This window comes from Variovorax sp. AB1(2024) (genome assembly GCF_037482385.2).
Classification (GTDB): Bacteria; Pseudomonadota; Gammaproteobacteria; order Burkholderiales; family Burkholderiaceae_C; genus Variovorax.
This window is the reverse complement of sequence record NZ_JBBHKP020000001.1, coordinates 3,961,724-3,978,135: the sequence shown is the minus strand read 5'-3', so window position 1 is coordinate 3,978,135 and position 16,412 is coordinate 3,961,724. Positions and strand designations below refer to the sequence as shown.

Annotated in this window: 17 protein-coding genes and 1 pseudogene; 9 read left to right on the top strand and 9 right to left on the bottom strand. The window is 69.0% G+C overall.

Annotated elements, in window-relative coordinates:
- Positions 1-9: 9 nt before the first annotated feature.
- The gene (locus WIX39_RS18540) at positions 10-981 is read right to left on the bottom strand and encodes an isoaspartyl peptidase/L-asparaginase family protein (protein WP_409195564.1); all 972 of its coding nucleotides are present in this window, start codon (positions 979-981) and stop codon (positions 10-12) included.
- A complete protein-coding gene (locus tag WIX39_RS18535; protein WP_106934350.1) occupies positions 978-1,949 on the bottom strand; it encodes a MurR/RpiR family transcriptional regulator in 972 nt (323 codons plus the stop codon). The genes WIX39_RS18540 and WIX39_RS18535 overlap by 4 nt, the downstream gene beginning before the upstream one ends.
- A 208-nt stretch (positions 1,950-2,157) precedes the next feature.
- Here WIX39_RS18535 and WIX39_RS18530 point away from each other — a divergent pair, with 208 nt between their 5' ends.
- Complete coding sequence (locus WIX39_RS18530; protein ID WP_409195563.1) at positions 2,158-3,294, top strand: acyltransferase family protein; 1,137 nt, start codon at positions 2,158-2,160, stop codon at positions 3,292-3,294.
- Between the two features lie 225 nt (positions 3,295-3,519).
- On the top strand, positions 3,520-3,807 hold the full coding sequence (locus WIX39_RS18525) for a hypothetical protein (RefSeq protein ID WP_409195562.1): 288 nt from the start codon (positions 3,520-3,522) through the stop codon (positions 3,805-3,807).
- Here WIX39_RS18525 and WIX39_RS18520 read toward each other — a convergent pair.
- From WIX39_RS18520 to WIX39_RS18505, 4 genes and pseudogenes are all read right to left on the bottom strand, one after another.
- Positions 3,795-3,926: pseudogene (locus tag WIX39_RS18520) on the bottom strand (SAM-dependent methyltransferase); the annotation flags it as partial. The gene WIX39_RS18525 and the pseudogene WIX39_RS18520 sit on opposite strands and share 13 nt — an antisense overlap.
- Positions 3,927-3,964: 38 nt before the next feature.
- Positions 3,965-4,417: a GNAT family N-acetyltransferase gene (locus WIX39_RS18515; RefSeq protein WP_285410728.1), complete on the bottom strand. Its 453-nt coding sequence runs from the start codon at positions 4,415-4,417 to the stop codon at positions 3,965-3,967.
- Positions 4,418-4,426: 9 nt separating this feature from the next.
- The gene (locus tag WIX39_RS18510) at positions 4,427-5,350 is read right to left on the bottom strand and encodes a methylglyoxal synthase (RefSeq protein WP_409195561.1); all 924 of its coding nucleotides are present in this window, start codon (positions 5,348-5,350) and stop codon (positions 4,427-4,429) included.
- A 50-nt stretch (positions 5,351-5,400) separates the two neighbouring features.
- A complete protein-coding gene (locus WIX39_RS18505; protein WP_285410725.1) occupies positions 5,401-6,294 on the bottom strand; it encodes a LysR substrate-binding domain-containing protein in 894 nt (297 codons plus the stop codon).
- Positions 6,295-6,458: 164 nt separating this feature from the next.
- Between WIX39_RS18505 and WIX39_RS18500 the strand changes: the two genes are divergently transcribed.
- Complete coding sequence (locus WIX39_RS18500; RefSeq protein WP_409195560.1) at positions 6,459-7,631, top strand: NAD(P)/FAD-dependent oxidoreductase; 1,173 nt, start codon at positions 6,459-6,461, stop codon at positions 7,629-7,631.
- A gap of 10 nt (positions 7,632-7,641) precedes the next feature.
- Here WIX39_RS18500 and WIX39_RS18495 read toward each other — a convergent pair whose 3' ends face one another.
- Together WIX39_RS18495 and WIX39_RS18490 are read right to left on the bottom strand one after the other, a co-directional pair.
- Complete coding sequence (locus WIX39_RS18495; protein ID WP_409195559.1) at positions 7,642-8,991, bottom strand: DUF3443 family protein; 1,350 nt, start codon at positions 8,989-8,991, stop codon at positions 7,642-7,644.
- Positions 8,992-9,026: 35 nt separating this feature from the next.
- Positions 9,027-9,578, bottom strand: a complete 552-nt coding sequence (locus WIX39_RS18490) for a DUF2844 domain-containing protein (RefSeq protein WP_409195558.1) — start codon at positions 9,576-9,578, stop codon at positions 9,027-9,029.
- Between the two features lie 172 nt (positions 9,579-9,750).
- Here WIX39_RS18490 and WIX39_RS18485 point away from each other — a divergent pair, with 172 nt between their 5' ends.
- Genes WIX39_RS18485 through WIX39_RS18460 form a run of 6 tightly spaced genes read left to right on the top strand, consistent with a single transcriptional unit; the run spans position 9,751 to position 15,614 of the window.
- Positions 9,751-10,788: a class I fructose-bisphosphate aldolase gene (locus WIX39_RS18485; RefSeq protein ID WP_409195557.1), complete on the top strand. Its 1,038-nt coding sequence runs from the start codon at positions 9,751-9,753 to the stop codon at positions 10,786-10,788.
- A gap of 54 nt (positions 10,789-10,842) precedes the next feature.
- Positions 10,843-12,141 carry an acetyl-CoA hydrolase/transferase family protein gene (locus tag WIX39_RS18480; RefSeq protein ID WP_409195556.1) on the top strand — a complete coding sequence of 433 codons (1,299 nt, stop codon included), beginning with the start codon at positions 10,843-10,845 and terminating at the stop codon, positions 12,139-12,141.
- A 34-nt stretch (positions 12,142-12,175) separates the two neighbouring features.
- Complete coding sequence (locus WIX39_RS18475) at positions 12,176-13,396, top strand: helix-turn-helix domain-containing protein (protein WP_409195555.1); 1,221 nt, start codon at positions 12,176-12,178, stop codon at positions 13,394-13,396.
- 43 nt (positions 13,397-13,439) lie between these two features.
- On the top strand, positions 13,440-14,105 hold the full coding sequence (locus WIX39_RS18470; protein WP_409195554.1) for a Vgb family protein: 666 nt from the start codon (positions 13,440-13,442) through the stop codon (positions 14,103-14,105).
- 38 nt (positions 14,106-14,143) lie between these two features.
- Entirely contained in the window at positions 14,144-14,929 is a 786-nt protein-coding gene (locus WIX39_RS18465; RefSeq protein WP_409195553.1) for a DUF899 domain-containing protein, read from the top strand.
- Between the two features lie 31 nt (positions 14,930-14,960).
- On the top strand, positions 14,961-15,614 hold the full coding sequence (locus tag WIX39_RS18460) for a hypothetical protein (RefSeq protein WP_409195552.1): 654 nt from the start codon (positions 14,961-14,963) through the stop codon (positions 15,612-15,614).
- On the opposite strand, the gene msrA is transcribed toward WIX39_RS18460, so the two are convergent.
- Positions 15,611-16,312, bottom strand: coding sequence for a peptide-methionine (S)-S-oxide reductase MsrA (msrA, locus tag WIX39_RS18455; protein ID WP_409195551.1), 702 nt, complete (start codon positions 16,310-16,312; stop codon positions 15,611-15,613). The genes WIX39_RS18460 and msrA overlap by 4 nt on opposite strands.
- Positions 16,313-16,412: the final 100 nt, after the last annotated feature.

Sequence of the window (16,412 nt, the reverse complement as noted above, 5' to 3'; positions counted from 1 at the left end):
GCGGCAGCGTCAGGCGAAGATGGCTGTCTGGGGCGCTTCGTTGCCGCGCGCGTGGCCGCGGTACATGCCTTCGGTGTTGAAGGCCAGGCTCAGGTTGCCGTGGCGGTCGACGGCGATCAGGCCGCCGGTGCCGCCGATGGCCGGCAGCGACTGCTGCACCACGGCATGCGTGGCGGCCTCGAGCGTGGCGCCGGCGTAGGCCATGCGCGCGCACACGTCGTAGGCGGCGGCGACGCGGATGAACATCTCGCCGCTGCCGGTGCAGGACACGGCCGCGGTGCGGTCGTCGGCATAGGTGCCGGCGCCGATGAGCGGCGAATCGCCGACGCGGCCGACGCGCTTGTTGGTCATGCCGCCGGTCGAGGTGGCGGCGGCGACGTGGCCGTGCATGTCGAGCGCCACGGCGCCGACGGTGCCGAACTTCCTGTCTTCGTCCAGCGGGGTGGCGGGCGCGGCCGTCATGGACGCGCCTTCATGGTCGGTCACCACGCGGCCGGTGCCGCGCACGCGATAAAGCTGCTCGCGGCGCGCTTCGGTGGAGAAGAACGAAGGCTCGACCATCTCCAGCCCGTGTTCGCGCGCGAAGGCCTCGGCACCCGCGCCGGCCAGCAGCACATGGGCGCCGTCTTCCATCACGGCGCGCGCGGCGCGCACAGGGCGGCGGACGTGGCACACGCCGGCAATCGCGCCGGCGGCGAGCGTGGCGCCGTCCATCACGGCGGCGTCGAGTTCATGGGTTTCGTCGTGCGTGAACACGGCGCCGTGGCCGGCATTGAACAGCGGGCACTCTTCGAGCAATTCGACCGCCAGGCAGGCGGCGTCGATAGCGGACGCGCCCGCGAGCAGCGCCGACTGCGCGGCGGCGACGATGCGGTTCAGCGCGTCGTGGTAGGCCTGCGCCTGTTCGGCGCTGGTCGTGGCGGCGCTGATGGTGCCGGCGCCGCCGTGGATGGCGATCACGGGCACGTGGGTCTGGGTCATCGGGGAGCTTTCTTCTTTTTCGGGCCGTCGCCGTTCGGGGCGGCGGCATCGGGAGGGGTGGCGGCATTGGCGCCGTTCGCGCGCAGGAGGCCGTTGGCACCGTGCAGCCACGGGCGCACCGCCTGCAGGATGCGGCCGGCGGACTGCACCGGATCGGGCGCGCGCAAGGCGACGGCGCTGGTCAGTGCCTCGACCAGCGCGAGCACGCTGGTCTCGCAGTTCGGGCGGTAGCTGGTTTCGGTCTGGCAGTACAGCACCACGTCGGCCAGCGGCGCGAGCGGCGAGCTGGGGCGGTCGGTCAGCGCGAGCAGGGCGCAGCCCTGGGCGCGCGCGATCTGCGCCAGTGCCACGGTGTCGGTCAGGTAGCGCGGGAATGTCAGGCCGATGAAAAGGTCCTGCGGACCCGCGTGCATCAGGGTGCGCGCCGAATGCGTCACGCCGCTCACGCTGGAGAGCAGGCGCACGTCGCTGCAGCTGCCATCCAGGCCGTGCTGCAGCAGGCCCGCCAGCCAGGCGCTCGCGCCGAAGCCGGCGATGTAGATCGAACGCGCCTTGCCGATGCGCTCGACCGCTGCCTCGCAGGCGGCGTAGTCCAGCGTCTGGCGCGTGGCTTCGATGTTGCGGCGGCTCTCGTCGAGCGCCGTGGCGAACACCTCGGCCACGGTGGTCGGCCGCTCCAGGTTGCCGCGCATGCGCTCCACCGGCGCCACCAGCGGCTCGAAGCCGCGCACCAGCTCGGCACGGAAGGTGGCGTAGCCGTCGAAATCCAGCGCGCGCGCGAAACGGTTGGCCGTGGCCACCGACACGCCGACCACGGCGGCCAGCTCGTCGATGGGCAGCGTCGCGACCTGCAGCGGGTGCTCGAGCACGTAGTCGGCCACTTGGCGATGCGAGCGCGTCAACCGTGGCAGCGCTTGCGCGATGCGCTGTGCCACGGTGGTGCCTTGGGTGTCGACGGTGCTGTTCATGAAAGGTGCGTAGCGCCCGAAAGTGTGCTTTTTTTGAAAACCAGTTTACAAATATAAGTCAAACAAGAAAATTTTCTGTCATTTCTGATCGCTGACGCAAATACCGGGCCAGCGTCGAAGGGATTCGGCAGCGCTTCGCGGCGGGGCGCTTTCCCTCTGGCGGTGGTCGCGTAAGCTCGCCCGGATTCTGTTTCTAGGTGTTTTCCCGATGTCGTTGCTTTCCGGTTCGTCCGTCCAACCCCGCAATTTCAGGATCGACGTCCTGCGCGGTATCGCCATCTCGCTGGTGCTCCTGCTTCACTTCCACCTGTCGTACTCGCTGGTGGACAGCCCGCTGGCCGACCTGCTGCCGGCTGTTTTCATCAAGTCCCTGGCGATCAACGGCAACTACGGCGTCACCATGTTCTTCGTGGTGTCGGGCTACCTCATCACCTCGACCACGCTGAAGCGCTACGGCAGCCTGGGCAACGTGGACGTGCGCGGCTTCTACGCCTTTCGCTTCGCGCGCATCGTTCCTTGCCTGGCGGTGGCGCTGGCGGTCATCGTCGGGCTCGGCCTGCTCGGGCAGCCGGCGTTCATGAACATCGCCAAGCCGGGGTGGCCGCAGGTCGGCTATCCGGTGGCGGTGCTGTCTGTGCTGACCTTCTGGCACAACCTGCTGATGCAGCATGCGTGGTACTTCAACTACGCGATGAACATCTACTGGTCGCTCTCGGTGGAGGAGGTGTTCTACCTCGCGTTCCCGCTGCTGTGCTTCGGGCTGAAGCGGCAGTGGGCCATCGTCGCCGTGTGGCTGGTGGCGATCGTCGCGGGGCCGGGCTATCGAAGCTTCCACGCGCACGACGAGATCTACTTCATGTACGGCTATCTCGCATGCTTCGACGCCGTGGCCTTCGGCTGCTGCGCGGCGCTGGTCGCGCAGCGGGTCGGCCTGCACGGATGGGCCGGCCGCCAGATCCAGCTGGCCGCGGCGTGCCTCCTGGCAGTGACGTACCTGCGCGGGATCCACGGCAACGAAATCTTCGGCTTCACCGCCATCGCAGCCGGAACCGCGGTCCTGCTGGTCGGCGCGCACAACGAGAAGGTATCGGCATGGGCGCTGCGCAGCAGGGCGCTCGCGGGTCTTCGGTGGCTGGGGCGGCACAGCTACGAGCTGTACCTGTTCCACATCATCGTGCTGGGCCTGATGCGCGGCGTCGTGGCGCGCGGGCAGATGCAACCCGAGTGGAAGCTGCCGGCGCTGGTGTTTTTCGTAGCGGCGTCCGTGGCTGTGGCCTGGGCCATTGCGCGCTTCTATTCTGAGCCGATGAATGCTTGGCTGCGGCGCAGGTTGCTTGCTTCATAGCCGTCGCTGTATCGACAACGTGCATTGCAATCGGTCGATCAACGGGCCTGCTCCGGCCAAGAGATACACTGCCTTTCGCACGTCAAAAAAAGGCGTGCTTGGGATTGGCGTCCCAAAGCACCTCTGCGATCCAAGCCGCAGATTCCTATGCCCACACGCTCTTCCATGCTGCCTTCCTCTCCGATCGACGAGGAAGGCACTCCACTTGACACGACGCCTGACGTCATGCCGACGCTTTTGACTCCACCGCTGCCACCGCAGGCCACGGATGCGGATTCCATTGCACTGCAGGCGTGTGACGACATCGACAGCCTGCGCGAGGTGTGGCGTGCTTACGTATGCCTCGAGAAACTCTTGGTGCCGCTCGAGTTGGCAGACACAGAGCAGGTCTATCCGACACGCACCGAGTTGAGTTCGCTCGTCCGCTTGATCAATGACGAAATGCATCGTCGAATCGAACTGATCGACACGACACTTCATGCAGCACGAGCTCCATCGCGTCACCCGGCCTGAACGCCTCTCGCCGACGCATGCGCCGCGACCATCCAGCAGGCCGCGGTGAACCGGACTTCATCGCCATGGACATACGGCTCGAGAGCCGGGCGGACGGCCGCGATGACGCGGCTGCGCGTCCTCCTCCTGCAACTGTTTGCCGACGGGGCCGAAAAAGCTAGGCGCGCGCCTTCTGCATGAAGACGCTGAACGGATCGGGGCCGTAGCTGCCGAACGGGCCGCGCGGCAAATAGCCCGAGCGCGCATAGAGCGCAATCGCCTCGGGCTGGCGCGGTCCGGTTTCCAGCATGAAGGTCGTGCAGCCCTTCGCCGCGGCTTCGCGCTCCAGAAAGTCCAGCACCCTGGCCGCGATGCCTTGCCCCCGGTTCTCGGGCCGCACGAACATGCGCTTGAGCTCGCCGAACTCCGGGCCCACGACGATGGCGCCGCAGCCGACGGCCTTGCCCTCGTGGTCGCGCGCCACGGCGAACAGCACGTTGGGCGCGGAGAGCGCCGCGATGTCGATGCCGTGATGGCTCTCCGGTGGATAGAGCGGCTTCTGGTAAGCGTCGAGATCGTCGATGAGCTGGATGACGTCGGGCTGGGCGGGGCTTTCGAGGGAAATCTGCATCGGTCGATGTTATCGAGCAGGCATCGCCACGCGCAGTGCCTGCGCCCACCGCTCGGCCATGGCCGGCGAGTTGAAGCAGGTGGTTTCCTCGGTCGCGCTGCAGACGGCGCGCTCGAGCAACTGGATGTCGGCTTCATGCTGCCGCGCCACATGCGGGTCTTCGAAGAAGATGACCTTGTGGCAGCGGCGGTCCAGCACCAGTTCGGCGATCTGCGCGTCGCCGCCGAGCGGGCCGCTCTGGTAGCGGGTGACCCACGGCACATCCGACGGCCATCCGCGCGACCATGCCAGGTCGTTCAGCAGGCCGCCGGTCGTGCCGGTCGCCACGCGGTTGCGGAAGCCGGAGAGAAGATCGAAGTGCAGCGCGGCAAACGCGACCATCCGCTGCTTCAGGGCATCGTGCGCAATGAGCGCAACGGTCTGCTCCTCGCGGGGCACGAACGCGTTGCCGGTGGCGTGGCCGGCCAGTGCCAGCTCGATCGCGATCCATTCCCGCGCACCGGCCGCGGTCGAGAGAAAAGGCTTGCCGTGAATCACGCACTGGCGCTTCAGCGCCTGTGCCTCGGGGTACAGGGAAGACGGATCGACCGGGTCGATGAAATAGATCACGCCGTCGATTTCATCGGCCGGCACCAGGCCGCCGGAGATCCGCGACACCAGCCGCATGAGCCCGCCGTCGGGGCCGTGAGGCAGGCGCGCAAGCGGCGCATGGCTTGCGAGCAGGCCGTCGCGCACCAGCGCGTCGTGCGTGCCGCCCACCGCAAGGAGGCCCAGGTTCAGCGTGCGGATGCCGGCCTCGCAGGCCTCGGCCCATCGGCCCAATGCGCCGACGCCTTCCTGCCGGTGCAGGCGATTGGCCACGAGGCCGAAACGCCGGGAAGCTGCCAGGTGCGCCTGCGCAGGAGGCTGCTGTGAAAGCGGCGATGCTGCCATGTGTCTTTTCACCTTTGACGGAATTGGATGAGGTGTTCGAGCATGCCCGGCTATCCGGGCGTCAGCCCGAGCACCCACCGCTTGAAGTGCTCCAGCGCCCCGGAGGCCGGCCGGCCTTCCGGGTAGGCAAAGTAGTAGCCCTGGCGCACGTCCAGGTGCCGGTCGACCGGTATCACCAGTTCGCCGGTCTTCAGCTCATGTTCCACCAGGATGCGCGGCGCAAGGCCGACGCCCATGCCGGCGGCGGTGGCCGCCACCACCATGGTGAACAGCTCGTAGCGCGGCCCGCGCGACGCATGCACCGTGTATTCCCAGCCCTGCTGCGCATACCAGTCGCGCCAGGCGTGGGCGCGCGTGCTCAGGTGCACGTGGCGGCAGCGCTCGAAGCCGGCTTCGTCCCATGGGCCGTTGGCATCGCGGAAGGCAGGGCTGCAGATGGGCACCATCTCGCCTTCGGCAAAGATCAGCCCGCCGCGCGTGTTCGGCCAGAACTGGTCGCCGAAATAGATGGCCGCGTCGTAGGCGTTCTCCTGGAAGGAAAAGGGCTGCGAGCGCGCCGACAGGTTGACGGTGATGTTCGGATGCAGCTTGCTGAACTCCGGCAGGCGCGGTATGAGCCACTGCGTGGCGAAGGTGGGCACCACGGCCAGTTCGAGCACGAAGCCCATCTCGTGGCCGGCGCTGATCTCCAGCGTGTCGCGGCGGATCTGGTCGAGGTGGCGGCGGATGCGCGCAGCGTATTCGCGGCCCACGTCGGTCAGCGTGAGCCGGCGCCGCACGCGCGAGAACAGCGGCACGCCCAGCCGCTGCTCGAGCATGGCCACCTGCCGCCCGACGGCGCTTTGCGTGAGCGCGAGTTCGGCGGCCGCGCGGGTGAAGCTCCCCAGCCGCGCCGAGGCCTCGAAGGCCTGCAGCGCGCCGAGGTTGGGAATGTCTTTTCTCATCGATTGCCAGCAGTTGTCTCAGTCTCTTTCGGCGAAGCACCCATCGTGCCCGGGGAGGCGGGGTCCGCGACGCTATTTTGCGTGCCGCCACGCAGGCGCCGCGCGGCATTTGTGGATACGCTGGCGGTGGCGCCATGGATGGCGGCCGGCAAGAAAGGCATTTCATGCGTCGTGTGGTGATCATCGGCGGCGGGGCCATCGGCTCCGCCATCGCTTACTTCCTGAGCTGCGATCCGGAGCAGGAGCCCTTCGACATCGCGGTGGTCGAGCGCGATTTCTCGTACCGGCAGGCTTCGTCGGCGCTGTCGGCCAGCTCCATCCGCCAGCAGTTTTCCACCGCGATCAACATCGAGATGTCGCGCTACGGCATTCACTTCATGCGCGCGCTCGGCCAGACGCTGCGGGTGGGCGACGAGGTGCCCGACATCGGGCTCGTCGAGCCCGGCTACCTGTACCTGGCCTCACCGGCCGGCGTGGACGTGCTGCGCGAGAACCATGCGATGCAGAAGGCGCACGCGGTCGACGTGGTGCTGTTGACCCCCGACGAGCTGAAGGCGCGTTTCCCGTGGATATCGGCCGAGGGTGTCGCGCTGGCGTCGCTCGGGTTGTCAGGTGAAGGCTGGTATGACGGCTACAGCCTGCTGCAGGCCTTTCGCAGGAAGGCCGCGTCGCAAGGCGCCCGCTATGTGCAGGCGCACGCGACGGGCCTGCGCCGCGACGGCCGCCGGCTGACCGGCGTGCAGCTAGGCAACGGCGAGACGCTGGACGCCGACGTGGTCGTCAACGCTGCGGGCGCGTGGGCCGCAACGGTGGCGGGCTGGGCCGGCATCGAGTTGCCGGTGCGCGGCCGGCGCCGCAGCGTGTTCAGCTTCTCCTGCCCCGACGCGCTGCCGGGCTGCCCGCTGGTCATCGACACATCGGGCATCTGGCTGCGGCCCGAAGGCCGGCAGTTCATCTGCGGCTTCGCGCCGCCCGCGGCGCAGGACCTCGACGACCAGCCGCTGGACGTGGAGTACGAGGCCTTCGACAGCTTCATCTGGCCCGCGCTGGCCGAGCGCGTGCCTGCCTTCGAGGCCATCCGCATGACCGGTGCGTGGGCCGGGTACTACGAGATGAACGTGTTCGACCATAACGCCATCCTCGGCCTGCACCCGGCGTGCGGCAACCTGTACTTTGCGAACGGCTTTTCGGGCCACGGCCTGCAGCAGTGCCCGGCGGCCGGGCGGGGCGTGGCGGAGCTGATCCGCTTCGGCGGCTATCGCAGCCTCGACCTGGGTGCGCTGTCTTTCACGCGCATCCTCCAGAACAGGCCGCTGCTCGAGAAGAACGTGATCTAGCCGCCCGGATTCAAGGCGACGCCAATGCGGTGAACGGCCCTTGCTGGCCCAGCGCGGACTGCCCCTCGTTGAGCACCGCGACGAGCCTGCCGTAGAAGAACGGAAGGCCGAAGTCGATGGCGCTGCCGATGCTCGCAGCAGCCACGTTGTTGACCGCCACCGCGCCCGGGTTGCTCGTGAACAGCGACTGCGCGTTCGCGATGGCAAAGCTCTGGCTCAGCGCGGGCCCCGTGGCCGCCGTGAAACTGGCGCTGAGGTCGAGCGAACTGGGCGGGCAGTAGAAGCCTTGGTACGTACTGCCCTTGGCGCACTGGGCGATCGTCGAATCGTTCAGGAACAGGAAGTTCGATCCGCTGTCCAGGAAGCTGTCGGGAAAGCTGCTGTTCTTGTAGGTGGCCGAAACGCGCAGCGTGCGCGGGTTGGTCTGCAGCACCGTCGCGCCGGTCATGGCGTTGTTGGCCTGCGTGGCAACGCCGAAGTAGAGCGTGCCGACGGTCACGCCCTGGCCAGCCGAGGAAATCGCGGGCAGCCCGAGCACCACGCCGTTGTTGTCCTGCGCGAAGCTGGCGACGATGTTCTGCGCCTGCTGGGCGAGCGGCACCGCCGTGTTCTGGCACTGCGCGCCCGCCTGGCAGGTGTAGTAGGTGGCCGTGACCGCCTTCTGCGCGCATGCGCTGCCGCAGTCCTGCAGGAAGGCGGCCACGCCGATGATGCCGTTCGTTCCCAGCTCCGCGGGCGTGTTTTCGGCCTGCAGCGTGCCGTTGTCGGAGCATGCGCTGGGCACGGCGCCCGCCGCGGTGTCGCCGGTGATCTGCAGCGGTTGCGCCGCCGCCGACTTCGGCCCCAGCGTGATGTCGGCCGTGCGCATGGTTCCCCATGTGTAGCCGTCGAGGAACTGCTCGCAGGCGTTCAGCGGCGCGCCGCTCACCGACTCCTGCGGCAGCGCCGCCAGCATCGAAGAACTAAGCGCGGAGGCGGCGATGCGTATGCCGGTGGAACCGGTGTCGACCAGCACGTTGTCGATCGTCTGGCAGGTGCCGGTGCCCGGTGCGCAGAGTTTCACGCTGACTTGCGGGAGGTTGACGCCGCTCGTGTCCGTTCCGCGCGACACGGTGAGGGACATGGAGTTCTGCGAACTCGTGGTGGGTGTGGATGTGGGTGTGGGTGTCGCCGCCGGGGTGCCGGTGGTGGTCGGCAGCAGCGCGATCGGCAGTGCGCCGCCGCCTCCGCCGCCCCCGCCACCGCCACAGGCAGCGAGTACCAGCAGGCCTGCGGCGCATGCCGCCATGGCCGCCGCTTTGAGAATCAGCGCCCGGGCGCCGGCGGCGGCGCGCGGGCTGCCTGCTTGTCGTGGTTCCATGGGCATGGTGGCTGCTTGCGGGAGGGTGGATGGGTTCAGGAGTCTTGCGGGATGGATAGCGTGTCCGGATCGAGCCCGGGCGGCAGCAGCCGTGGCAGCCAGGCGATGCCCGTCGACGAGCGCTGGTGCGCCGAGGCGTGCACCGCGAACGTGTCGTCCACCTGAGAAGTGGAGCCATGCGAGCCCCGGCCCTGCTGGCGCAGTTCGCGCGCCCTGCGGGACATCTGCGTGGCGTACTGCGTGCCCAGCAACACCGAAAGCTCGGGCCGGCGGGAGCCGCGCCATGCCACCGCGAAGACCACGCCGTCGGAGTTCAGGTATTCGCGCTCGACCAGCCCGTCGGGCTGCGTGGTCTCTCGCATGGTCCAGCTGTTCGCCGCGGTGGCCTTGGCCGCGTCGGCGGCCGCAGGTGCTGCGGCCTTGCGCGATGCGTTGGTGACCCGCTGTGACGGCCCCATGGTAGGAGCGCCGCCCAGTTCCGCGAACGCGCAGGGCGTTCCGAACACAGCGGCGGCAAGCGAAATGCCAGACAGCAAGGTGGCCGCGTTGGCGCGCCGCGCATGACATTCTCGTGACTTGCCGTTCATCCTGAGTTCCTTTCCGTCCCGACGCGCGAAGGTTAATGCGCGTTCGCGTCACCTTGGCAAAGACCCGGAGCGCCGCATAGCTGCAATGCCAAGTCGGCCAGCGATCAGGTTCGCGGTGTTAACGAGTGGCCGGGGAGGGCGTAGGATGGCCGCCAGAGAGGTGTCACGACTCATGAATGCACAGACGTTGATCGATACCGCCAGCGCGCTCGTCGCCGGCGACAAGGGCCTGCTCGCCATGGACGAGAGCAACGCCACCTGCAACAAGCGCTTCGCCGCGCTGGGCATTCCGCAGACCGAGGCGGCGCGGCGCGACTGGCGCGAGCTGATCGTCACCGCGCCGGGCCTGGGCGAGAGCATCAGTGGCGCGATCCTTTTCGACGAGACGATCCGCCAGCGGACCGACGCGGGCAAGCCCTTTGCCCAGGCGCTGTCCGACGTGGGCATCGTGCCCGGCATCAAGGTCGACATGGGTGCCAAGCCGCTGGCCGGGCACCCTGGAGAGACCGTCACCGAAGGCCTGGACGGCCTGCGCGAGCGGCTCGCCGAGTACGCCGGCATGGGCGCGCGCTTCGCGAAATGGCGCGGCGTGATCGCCATCGCGGACGGCCCGGGCGCGGGCCTGCCCACGCCGGCCTGCATCGACGTCAATGCCCATGCGCTCGCGCGCTACGCCGCGCTGTGCCAGGAGGCCGGGCTCGTGCCCATCGTCGAGCCCGAGGTGCTGATGGACGGCGGCCATTCCCTCGCGCGCTGCGCCGAGGTGACCGAAGAAGTGCTGCACCGCACCTTCGCCCAACTGCTCGCGCAGGGCGTGCTGCTCGAAGGCATGCTGCTCAAGCCGAACATGGTGCTGCCCGGCGAGAAAGCCGCCACGCAGGATTCGGTCGAGGCGGTGGCCGACGCCACCGTGGCCGGCCTGCTGCGCGCCGTGCCCGCCGCGGTGCCGGGCGTCGCGTTCCTGTCGGGCGGGCAGTCCGCACAACTGGCCTCGGCGCGGCTGGATGCGATGAACACCCGGCACAAATCGCGCCTGCCGTGGGCGCTGACCTTTTCTTTCTCGCGCGCGGTGCAGCAGCCGGCGCTCGATGCGTGGAAGGGCGATGCGGCCAACGTCGCCGAGGCGCAGCAGGCGCTGGTGTTCCGCGCCCGCTGCAACCAGGCCGCGCGCCGGGGCGGCTACGACGCGAAGCGCGACGCACCCCGTTGACCGGCAACGGACCCGGGCGCACATACAACGAACAGAGACAACGCACAAAGCTTCATGACGATCCAGGACCTCTACCAGCGCAAGCTCGTTTCCGCCGCCGATGCCGTACGCCAGCAGGTGCGCGACGGCGACATGATCATCGTGCCGACCGGTGTCGGCGAGCCGCCCACGCTGCTCACGGCGCTGTCGGAGCAGCGCCGGGACTTCCGCGGCGTGAAGGTGGCGCAGATCCTGGCGATGCGCAAGTACGCCTACATCGACCCGGAGACCGTCGAGCATGTGCGCCATGTCGCGCTGTTCTTCGGCGGTGCCACGCGCGCGGGCGGGCAGGCGGGGTGGATCGACTTCATTCCCAACTATTTTTCGGAGATTCCGGCGCTGATCGAGCGCGGACAGGTGCCGGCCGAGGTGGTGTTCACCATGGCATCGCCGATGGACGCGCACGGCTACTTCTCGCTGAGCCTCGGCGCCGACTACACCATGGCCGCCGTCGCCAAGGCGCGCGCGGTGGTGCTGGAGGTGAATCCGAACGTGCCCTTTGCCTGCGGCGCCTGCCATGTGCATGTGTCGCAGGTCGCGGCGCTGGTGGAGAACGACGCGCCGGTGATGGAAGTCGGGCTGCCGAAGATCGGCCCCGTGCAGGAGTCCATCGGCAAATACGTGGCGGAGCTGATCGACGACGGCTCCACGCTGCAGATCGGCTACGGCGGCATTCCCGACGCGGTGGTGATGCAGCTCACCGGCAAGCGGGACCTGGGCATCCACACCGAGATGATCGGCGACGGCATCCTCACGCTGGTGGAAAGCGGCGCGGTGACGAACCGGCGCAAGAACTACCTGCCGGGCAAGTCGATCGCGACCTTCGCGCTGGGGTCGAACAGGCTCTACCGCTACATGGACCGCAATCCGTCGCTCGAGATGCACCCGGTGAACTTCACCAACGACCCCGCGCTGGCGGGGCTCAACGACAACCTGGTGGCCATCAACGCGACGATGCAGATCGACCTGCTGGGCCAGTGCGGCTCCGAGAGCCTGGGGCATGCGCCTTACTCGGGCACCGGCGGGCAATCGGACTTCGTGCGGGCGGCCAACCGCTCGCGCGGCGGCAAGGCCTTCATCGTGCTGCCGTCGGCCGCCAAGGGCGACACCGTTTCGCGCATCGTGCCGTCGCTGTCGCCGGGCACGCACGTGAGCACCAGCAAGAACGACATCAACTACGTCGTCACCGAATACGGCGTGGCGCAGTTGCGCGGCAAGTCCGCCGGGCAGCGCGCGCGGGAGTTGATCGCCATCGCGCATCCGGACTTCCGTGCGGAGCTGACCGAGCAGGCCAAGCGGGCGAATCTGCTGTGAGGCCCGGGCGCGACATGCGCGCGGCGGGCTGCGCATGGATTCGCTGATTGCCGCCTCGGCGCGCGCCCTGGCCGCCGGCGACGCGCTCGGCGCCCTGAAGCGGGTGGCCTTGCGCGACGACCCGCCGGCGCTGGCGCTGCGCGGCATCGCGATGGCCCAGCTTGGCGAGCATGCGCGCGCCCGCGAGTTGCTGCGCCGGGCCGCACGCGATTTCGGCGCGCATGAAGAAACCGCGCGTGCGCGCTGCGTGGTCGCCGAAGCCGAGGTGGCGATGGCCATGCGCGATCTCGGCGATTCGCCGCGCGCTTTGGCGGCGGCCGCGGCCACGCTGGAGGCGCGGGAAGACCACGCCAACGCGCTGCAGGCGCGGCTGATCGCGGTGCGGCGCCTGTTGCTGATCGGCCGGCTGGACGAGGCCGCCGGAGCGCTGGCAAGGCTCGACGCGCGCGGCCTTCCGCCTGCGCTGGCGTCAGTGGCCGAACTTACTTCGGCAGAACTCGCACTGCGCTCGCTGCGCATCGGCAACGCGCAGGCTGCGCTGGGCCGCGCGCAGGAAGCCGCCCTGCAGGCGCATGTGCCGGCGCTGCTGGCCGAAGTGGCTGAGATGCGCTCGGCGCTGGAACGCCCGGCGGCGCGACGCCTGTCCGCCGAGGGCGAACAGACGCTGCGGCTGGGCGAGGTGGCCGCGCTGCTGGCGTCCGACGCGCTGGTCGTCGACGCCTGCCGCCGCGGGCTGGGCGCGGGCGACAGCTGGCAGCCGCTGGCGCGACGGCCGGTGCTGTTCTCGCTGGCGCGCGCTCTCGCCGAGGCCTGGCCGGGCGATGTTGACCGAGAGGCGCTGATCGAATGCGCGTTCCGCACCCGTCGCCCCGACGAGACGCACCGCGCCCGCCTGCGGGTCGAGATCGGCCGGCTGCGCGCGCTCGTCAAATCGCTGGCCGGCATCGAGGCGACGGCGCGCGGCTTCATCCTCAAGCCGTGCGACGACCGCGCGGTGGCCGTGCTGGCGCCGCCCATCGACGGCGAGCAGGCATCGCTGGTGGCGCTGCTGTCCGACGGCGCGGCGTGGTCGACATCGGCGCTGGCGCTGGCCCTGGGCGCGAGCCAGCGCACTGTGCAGCGCGCGCTGGCCGAGCTGGAAGAAGCGGGCCGCGTGCGCTCCATCGGCCAGGCCAGGGCGCGCCGCTGGCTGTCGCCACCGCTGGCCGGATTCACGACGATCTTGTTACTCCCTTCCGCGCTGCCTATTGAATAAAGTTGTCTCCAGGGCGCCATGTCAGGCGCACCAGGAGCCAACGATGAGCAACAGGACAGGCAGCGCCGCGGTGCACGCGGCAGAGATCGTGCGCGAATACGGACCCTTCGCGGGCTCCGACAAGGTGGCCGGCGTCACGCACGACGGCCAGCGCGTATGGGCCGCCACCGGCGCCGCGCTGGTGGCCTTCGACCCCGCGAGCGGCGAGGCCACGCGCACGCTGGACGTGGCCTGCGACGCCGGCACGGCCTTCGACGGCACCCACCTCTACCAGATCGCCGATGCGCGCATCGACAAGATCGACCCCGTCAGCGGCAAGGTGCTGGCGTCCATTCCGGCCCCGGGCAAGGGGCTCGACTCCGGCCTGGCGTGGGCCGAGGGCAGCCTGTGGGTGGGCGAGTACCGCAACCGCAAGATCCACCAGATCGACCCCGAGACCGGCGCGGTCGTGCGCAGCATCGAGTCCAACCGCTTCGTCACCGGCGTGACCTGGGTCGACGGCGAGCTGTGGCACGGCACATGGGAGGACGATCAGAGCGACATCCGCCGCATCGACGCACGGAGCGGAGATGTGCTCGAGCGGCTCGAAATGCCGCGCGGCGTGGGAGTGAGCGGGCTGGAGTCCGACGGGGCGGACCTTTTCTATTGCGGCGGCGGCAACAGCGGGAAGGTCCGCGCCGTGCGGCGCCCGAAGGCGGCCAGGTCCTGATCGCCGCTTCATCACTTTCCAGCAAGGAGTACTGAATCATGAACACAGCCATTGCCGAGCCGTCAGCCATCCAGAACCATCCCGTCGTGCCGGGCGATCGCTGGCTCGCCGAGCGCAGGACGCTGCTGGCGCGAGAAAAGGAACTGATGCGCCTGCAGGACCAGATCGCCCGCGAACGCCGCGCGCTGCCGTGGGAGCGCGTTTCCAAGAACTACGTGTTCGACACGCCCCAAGGCAAGCGCACGCTGGCCGAGTTGTTCGAAAGCCGCCGCCAACTGGTGGTGCAGCACTTCATGCTCGGCCCGGGATGGGGCGAGGGCTGCCCGAGCTGCTCCTACATGGCGGACCACACCGACGGCATGAACGTGCACCTGGCGCAGCGCGACATCAGCTTCGTGGCCGTCTCGCGCGCGCCCTTGGCAGAGATCGCCCGCTTCCGCGAGCGCATGGGCTGGCGGTTCGACTGGGTGTCGTCCAACGGCAGCGACTTCAACCACGACTTCCACGTCAGCTTCACGCCCGAGGAACTGGCCGCTGGCGAGGTCGACTACAACTACGCCAGGCGTGCATTCCCGGCCTCGGAGGCGCCCGGCGTCAGCGTGTTCTACAAGGACGACGCGGGCGACGTCTTCCACACCTACTCGACCTACGGGCGCGGCGTGGAAGTGATGATGGGCGCCTACAGCCTGATGGACCTCACGCCCGAGGGGCGCGGCGAGCGCGACGTGCCGCACAAGATGGAGTGGGTGCGCCACCACGACCGCTACGAGCCGGCGCCCGCCGCGAGGGCCGCGGCGGATTCTTGCTGCTCGCATCGCGCCTGAGCCCGGCGCTGACGAACCGATCGGGCATGTCATGGCGAGCATGGCGAGCCTGTGGCCCTGGCTGGCCGTCGCCGGCCTCGGCGCCTTTCATGGGCTGAGCCCGGCGAACGGCTGGATGTTCGCTGCCGCATGCGGCGTGCAGGCCCGCAACGGGGCGCAGGCGCGGCGGGCGCTGCTGCCCATCGCGCTCGGGCATTGCGTGTCGGTCGCCGTGGTGGCGTGGGGGTTCGCCTGGGGCATGTCGATGGAACATGCGCGGGTGCAGGGCGTGGCGGGCGGGCTGCTGCTGGGCTTGGCTGCCTATCGCTGCCTGCGCGGCGAAGCTTCGCAGGCCGGGCATGGCGCTTCAGGCATCCGCGCGGGGCAGGTCGGCATCGCGCTGTGGTCCTTTCTCATGGCCACCGCGCACGGCGCCGGCCTGATGCTGGTGCCGGCGCTCATGCCGCTGTGCCTTGCCGACAACCCGGCGCGCGAAATCACCGCTTCGGGCTCGTTGCTGCTGGCGCTGGCGGCGATCGGGGTGCACACGGCCGCGATGCTGGCGACGACCGGTGCCATCGCCGCCGGCGTGTGCCGCGGCGTGGCCTTGCATCCCCGGCTCATGGGCGATCGATTCCAGCGCCACGCCTGGACGGCCGCGCTGGCCGCCACCGGCGTGCTGCTGGTCGTGCTGCGCGGGGGCTAGCCTGCCTTGGCGGCCTTCACCAGCGAGGGCGTCGCCTTGTAGACCTCGGGGAAGAGCTTCTTCAGGTCATCGATCTTGGGCATGTCGTTGATCGCGATGTAGGGCTGGCTCGGGTGCAGCGTCAGATAGTCCTGGTGGTAGTCCTCGGCGGCGAAGAAGGGCTTCGACAGCTCGACCGTGGTGGCCAGCGGCTTGCCGTAGGTCTTGGCCTGGTTGAGCTGCGCGATGTATTCCCTGGCGATGCGCGCCTGCTCGGCGTTCTCCGCGAACACAGTCGAGCGGTATTGCGTGCCGGTGTCGGGGCCCTGGCGGTTCAGCTCGGTCGGGTCATGCGCCACCGAGAAATAGATCTGAAGCAGCTTGCCGTAGCTGATCTGCTGCGGGTCGTAGGTGATGCGGACCGACTCGGCATGGCCGGTGCGGCCCGAGCCGACTTCCTCATAGCGCGCCGTCCTGGCGTCGCCGCCGGCATAGCCGGAGACCGCATTGCTCACGCCCTTGACGCGCTGGAACACGCCTTGCACGCCCCAGAAGCAGCCGCCGGCGAAGACGGCGGTCTCCGTCTTGGCCTTGGGGGCGGCGGTCAGGTCGGCCGTAGGAGCCGGTACGCGGCGCGAGGTTTCCGCGGACGAGGGCACCGCATACCAGACGAGGGCCGCGGCGGCCAGGGTGCCTGCGGTCAGTGCGAAGGATTTCATTGGCTTTCCTTTCAGGGGGCTCCTGTCGAATGGCGCGACATTGACGCCCAATCCGCCGTTCGTCAATGGCGGGGCGGATCGGGTGGTTCGCGCCCGGTGC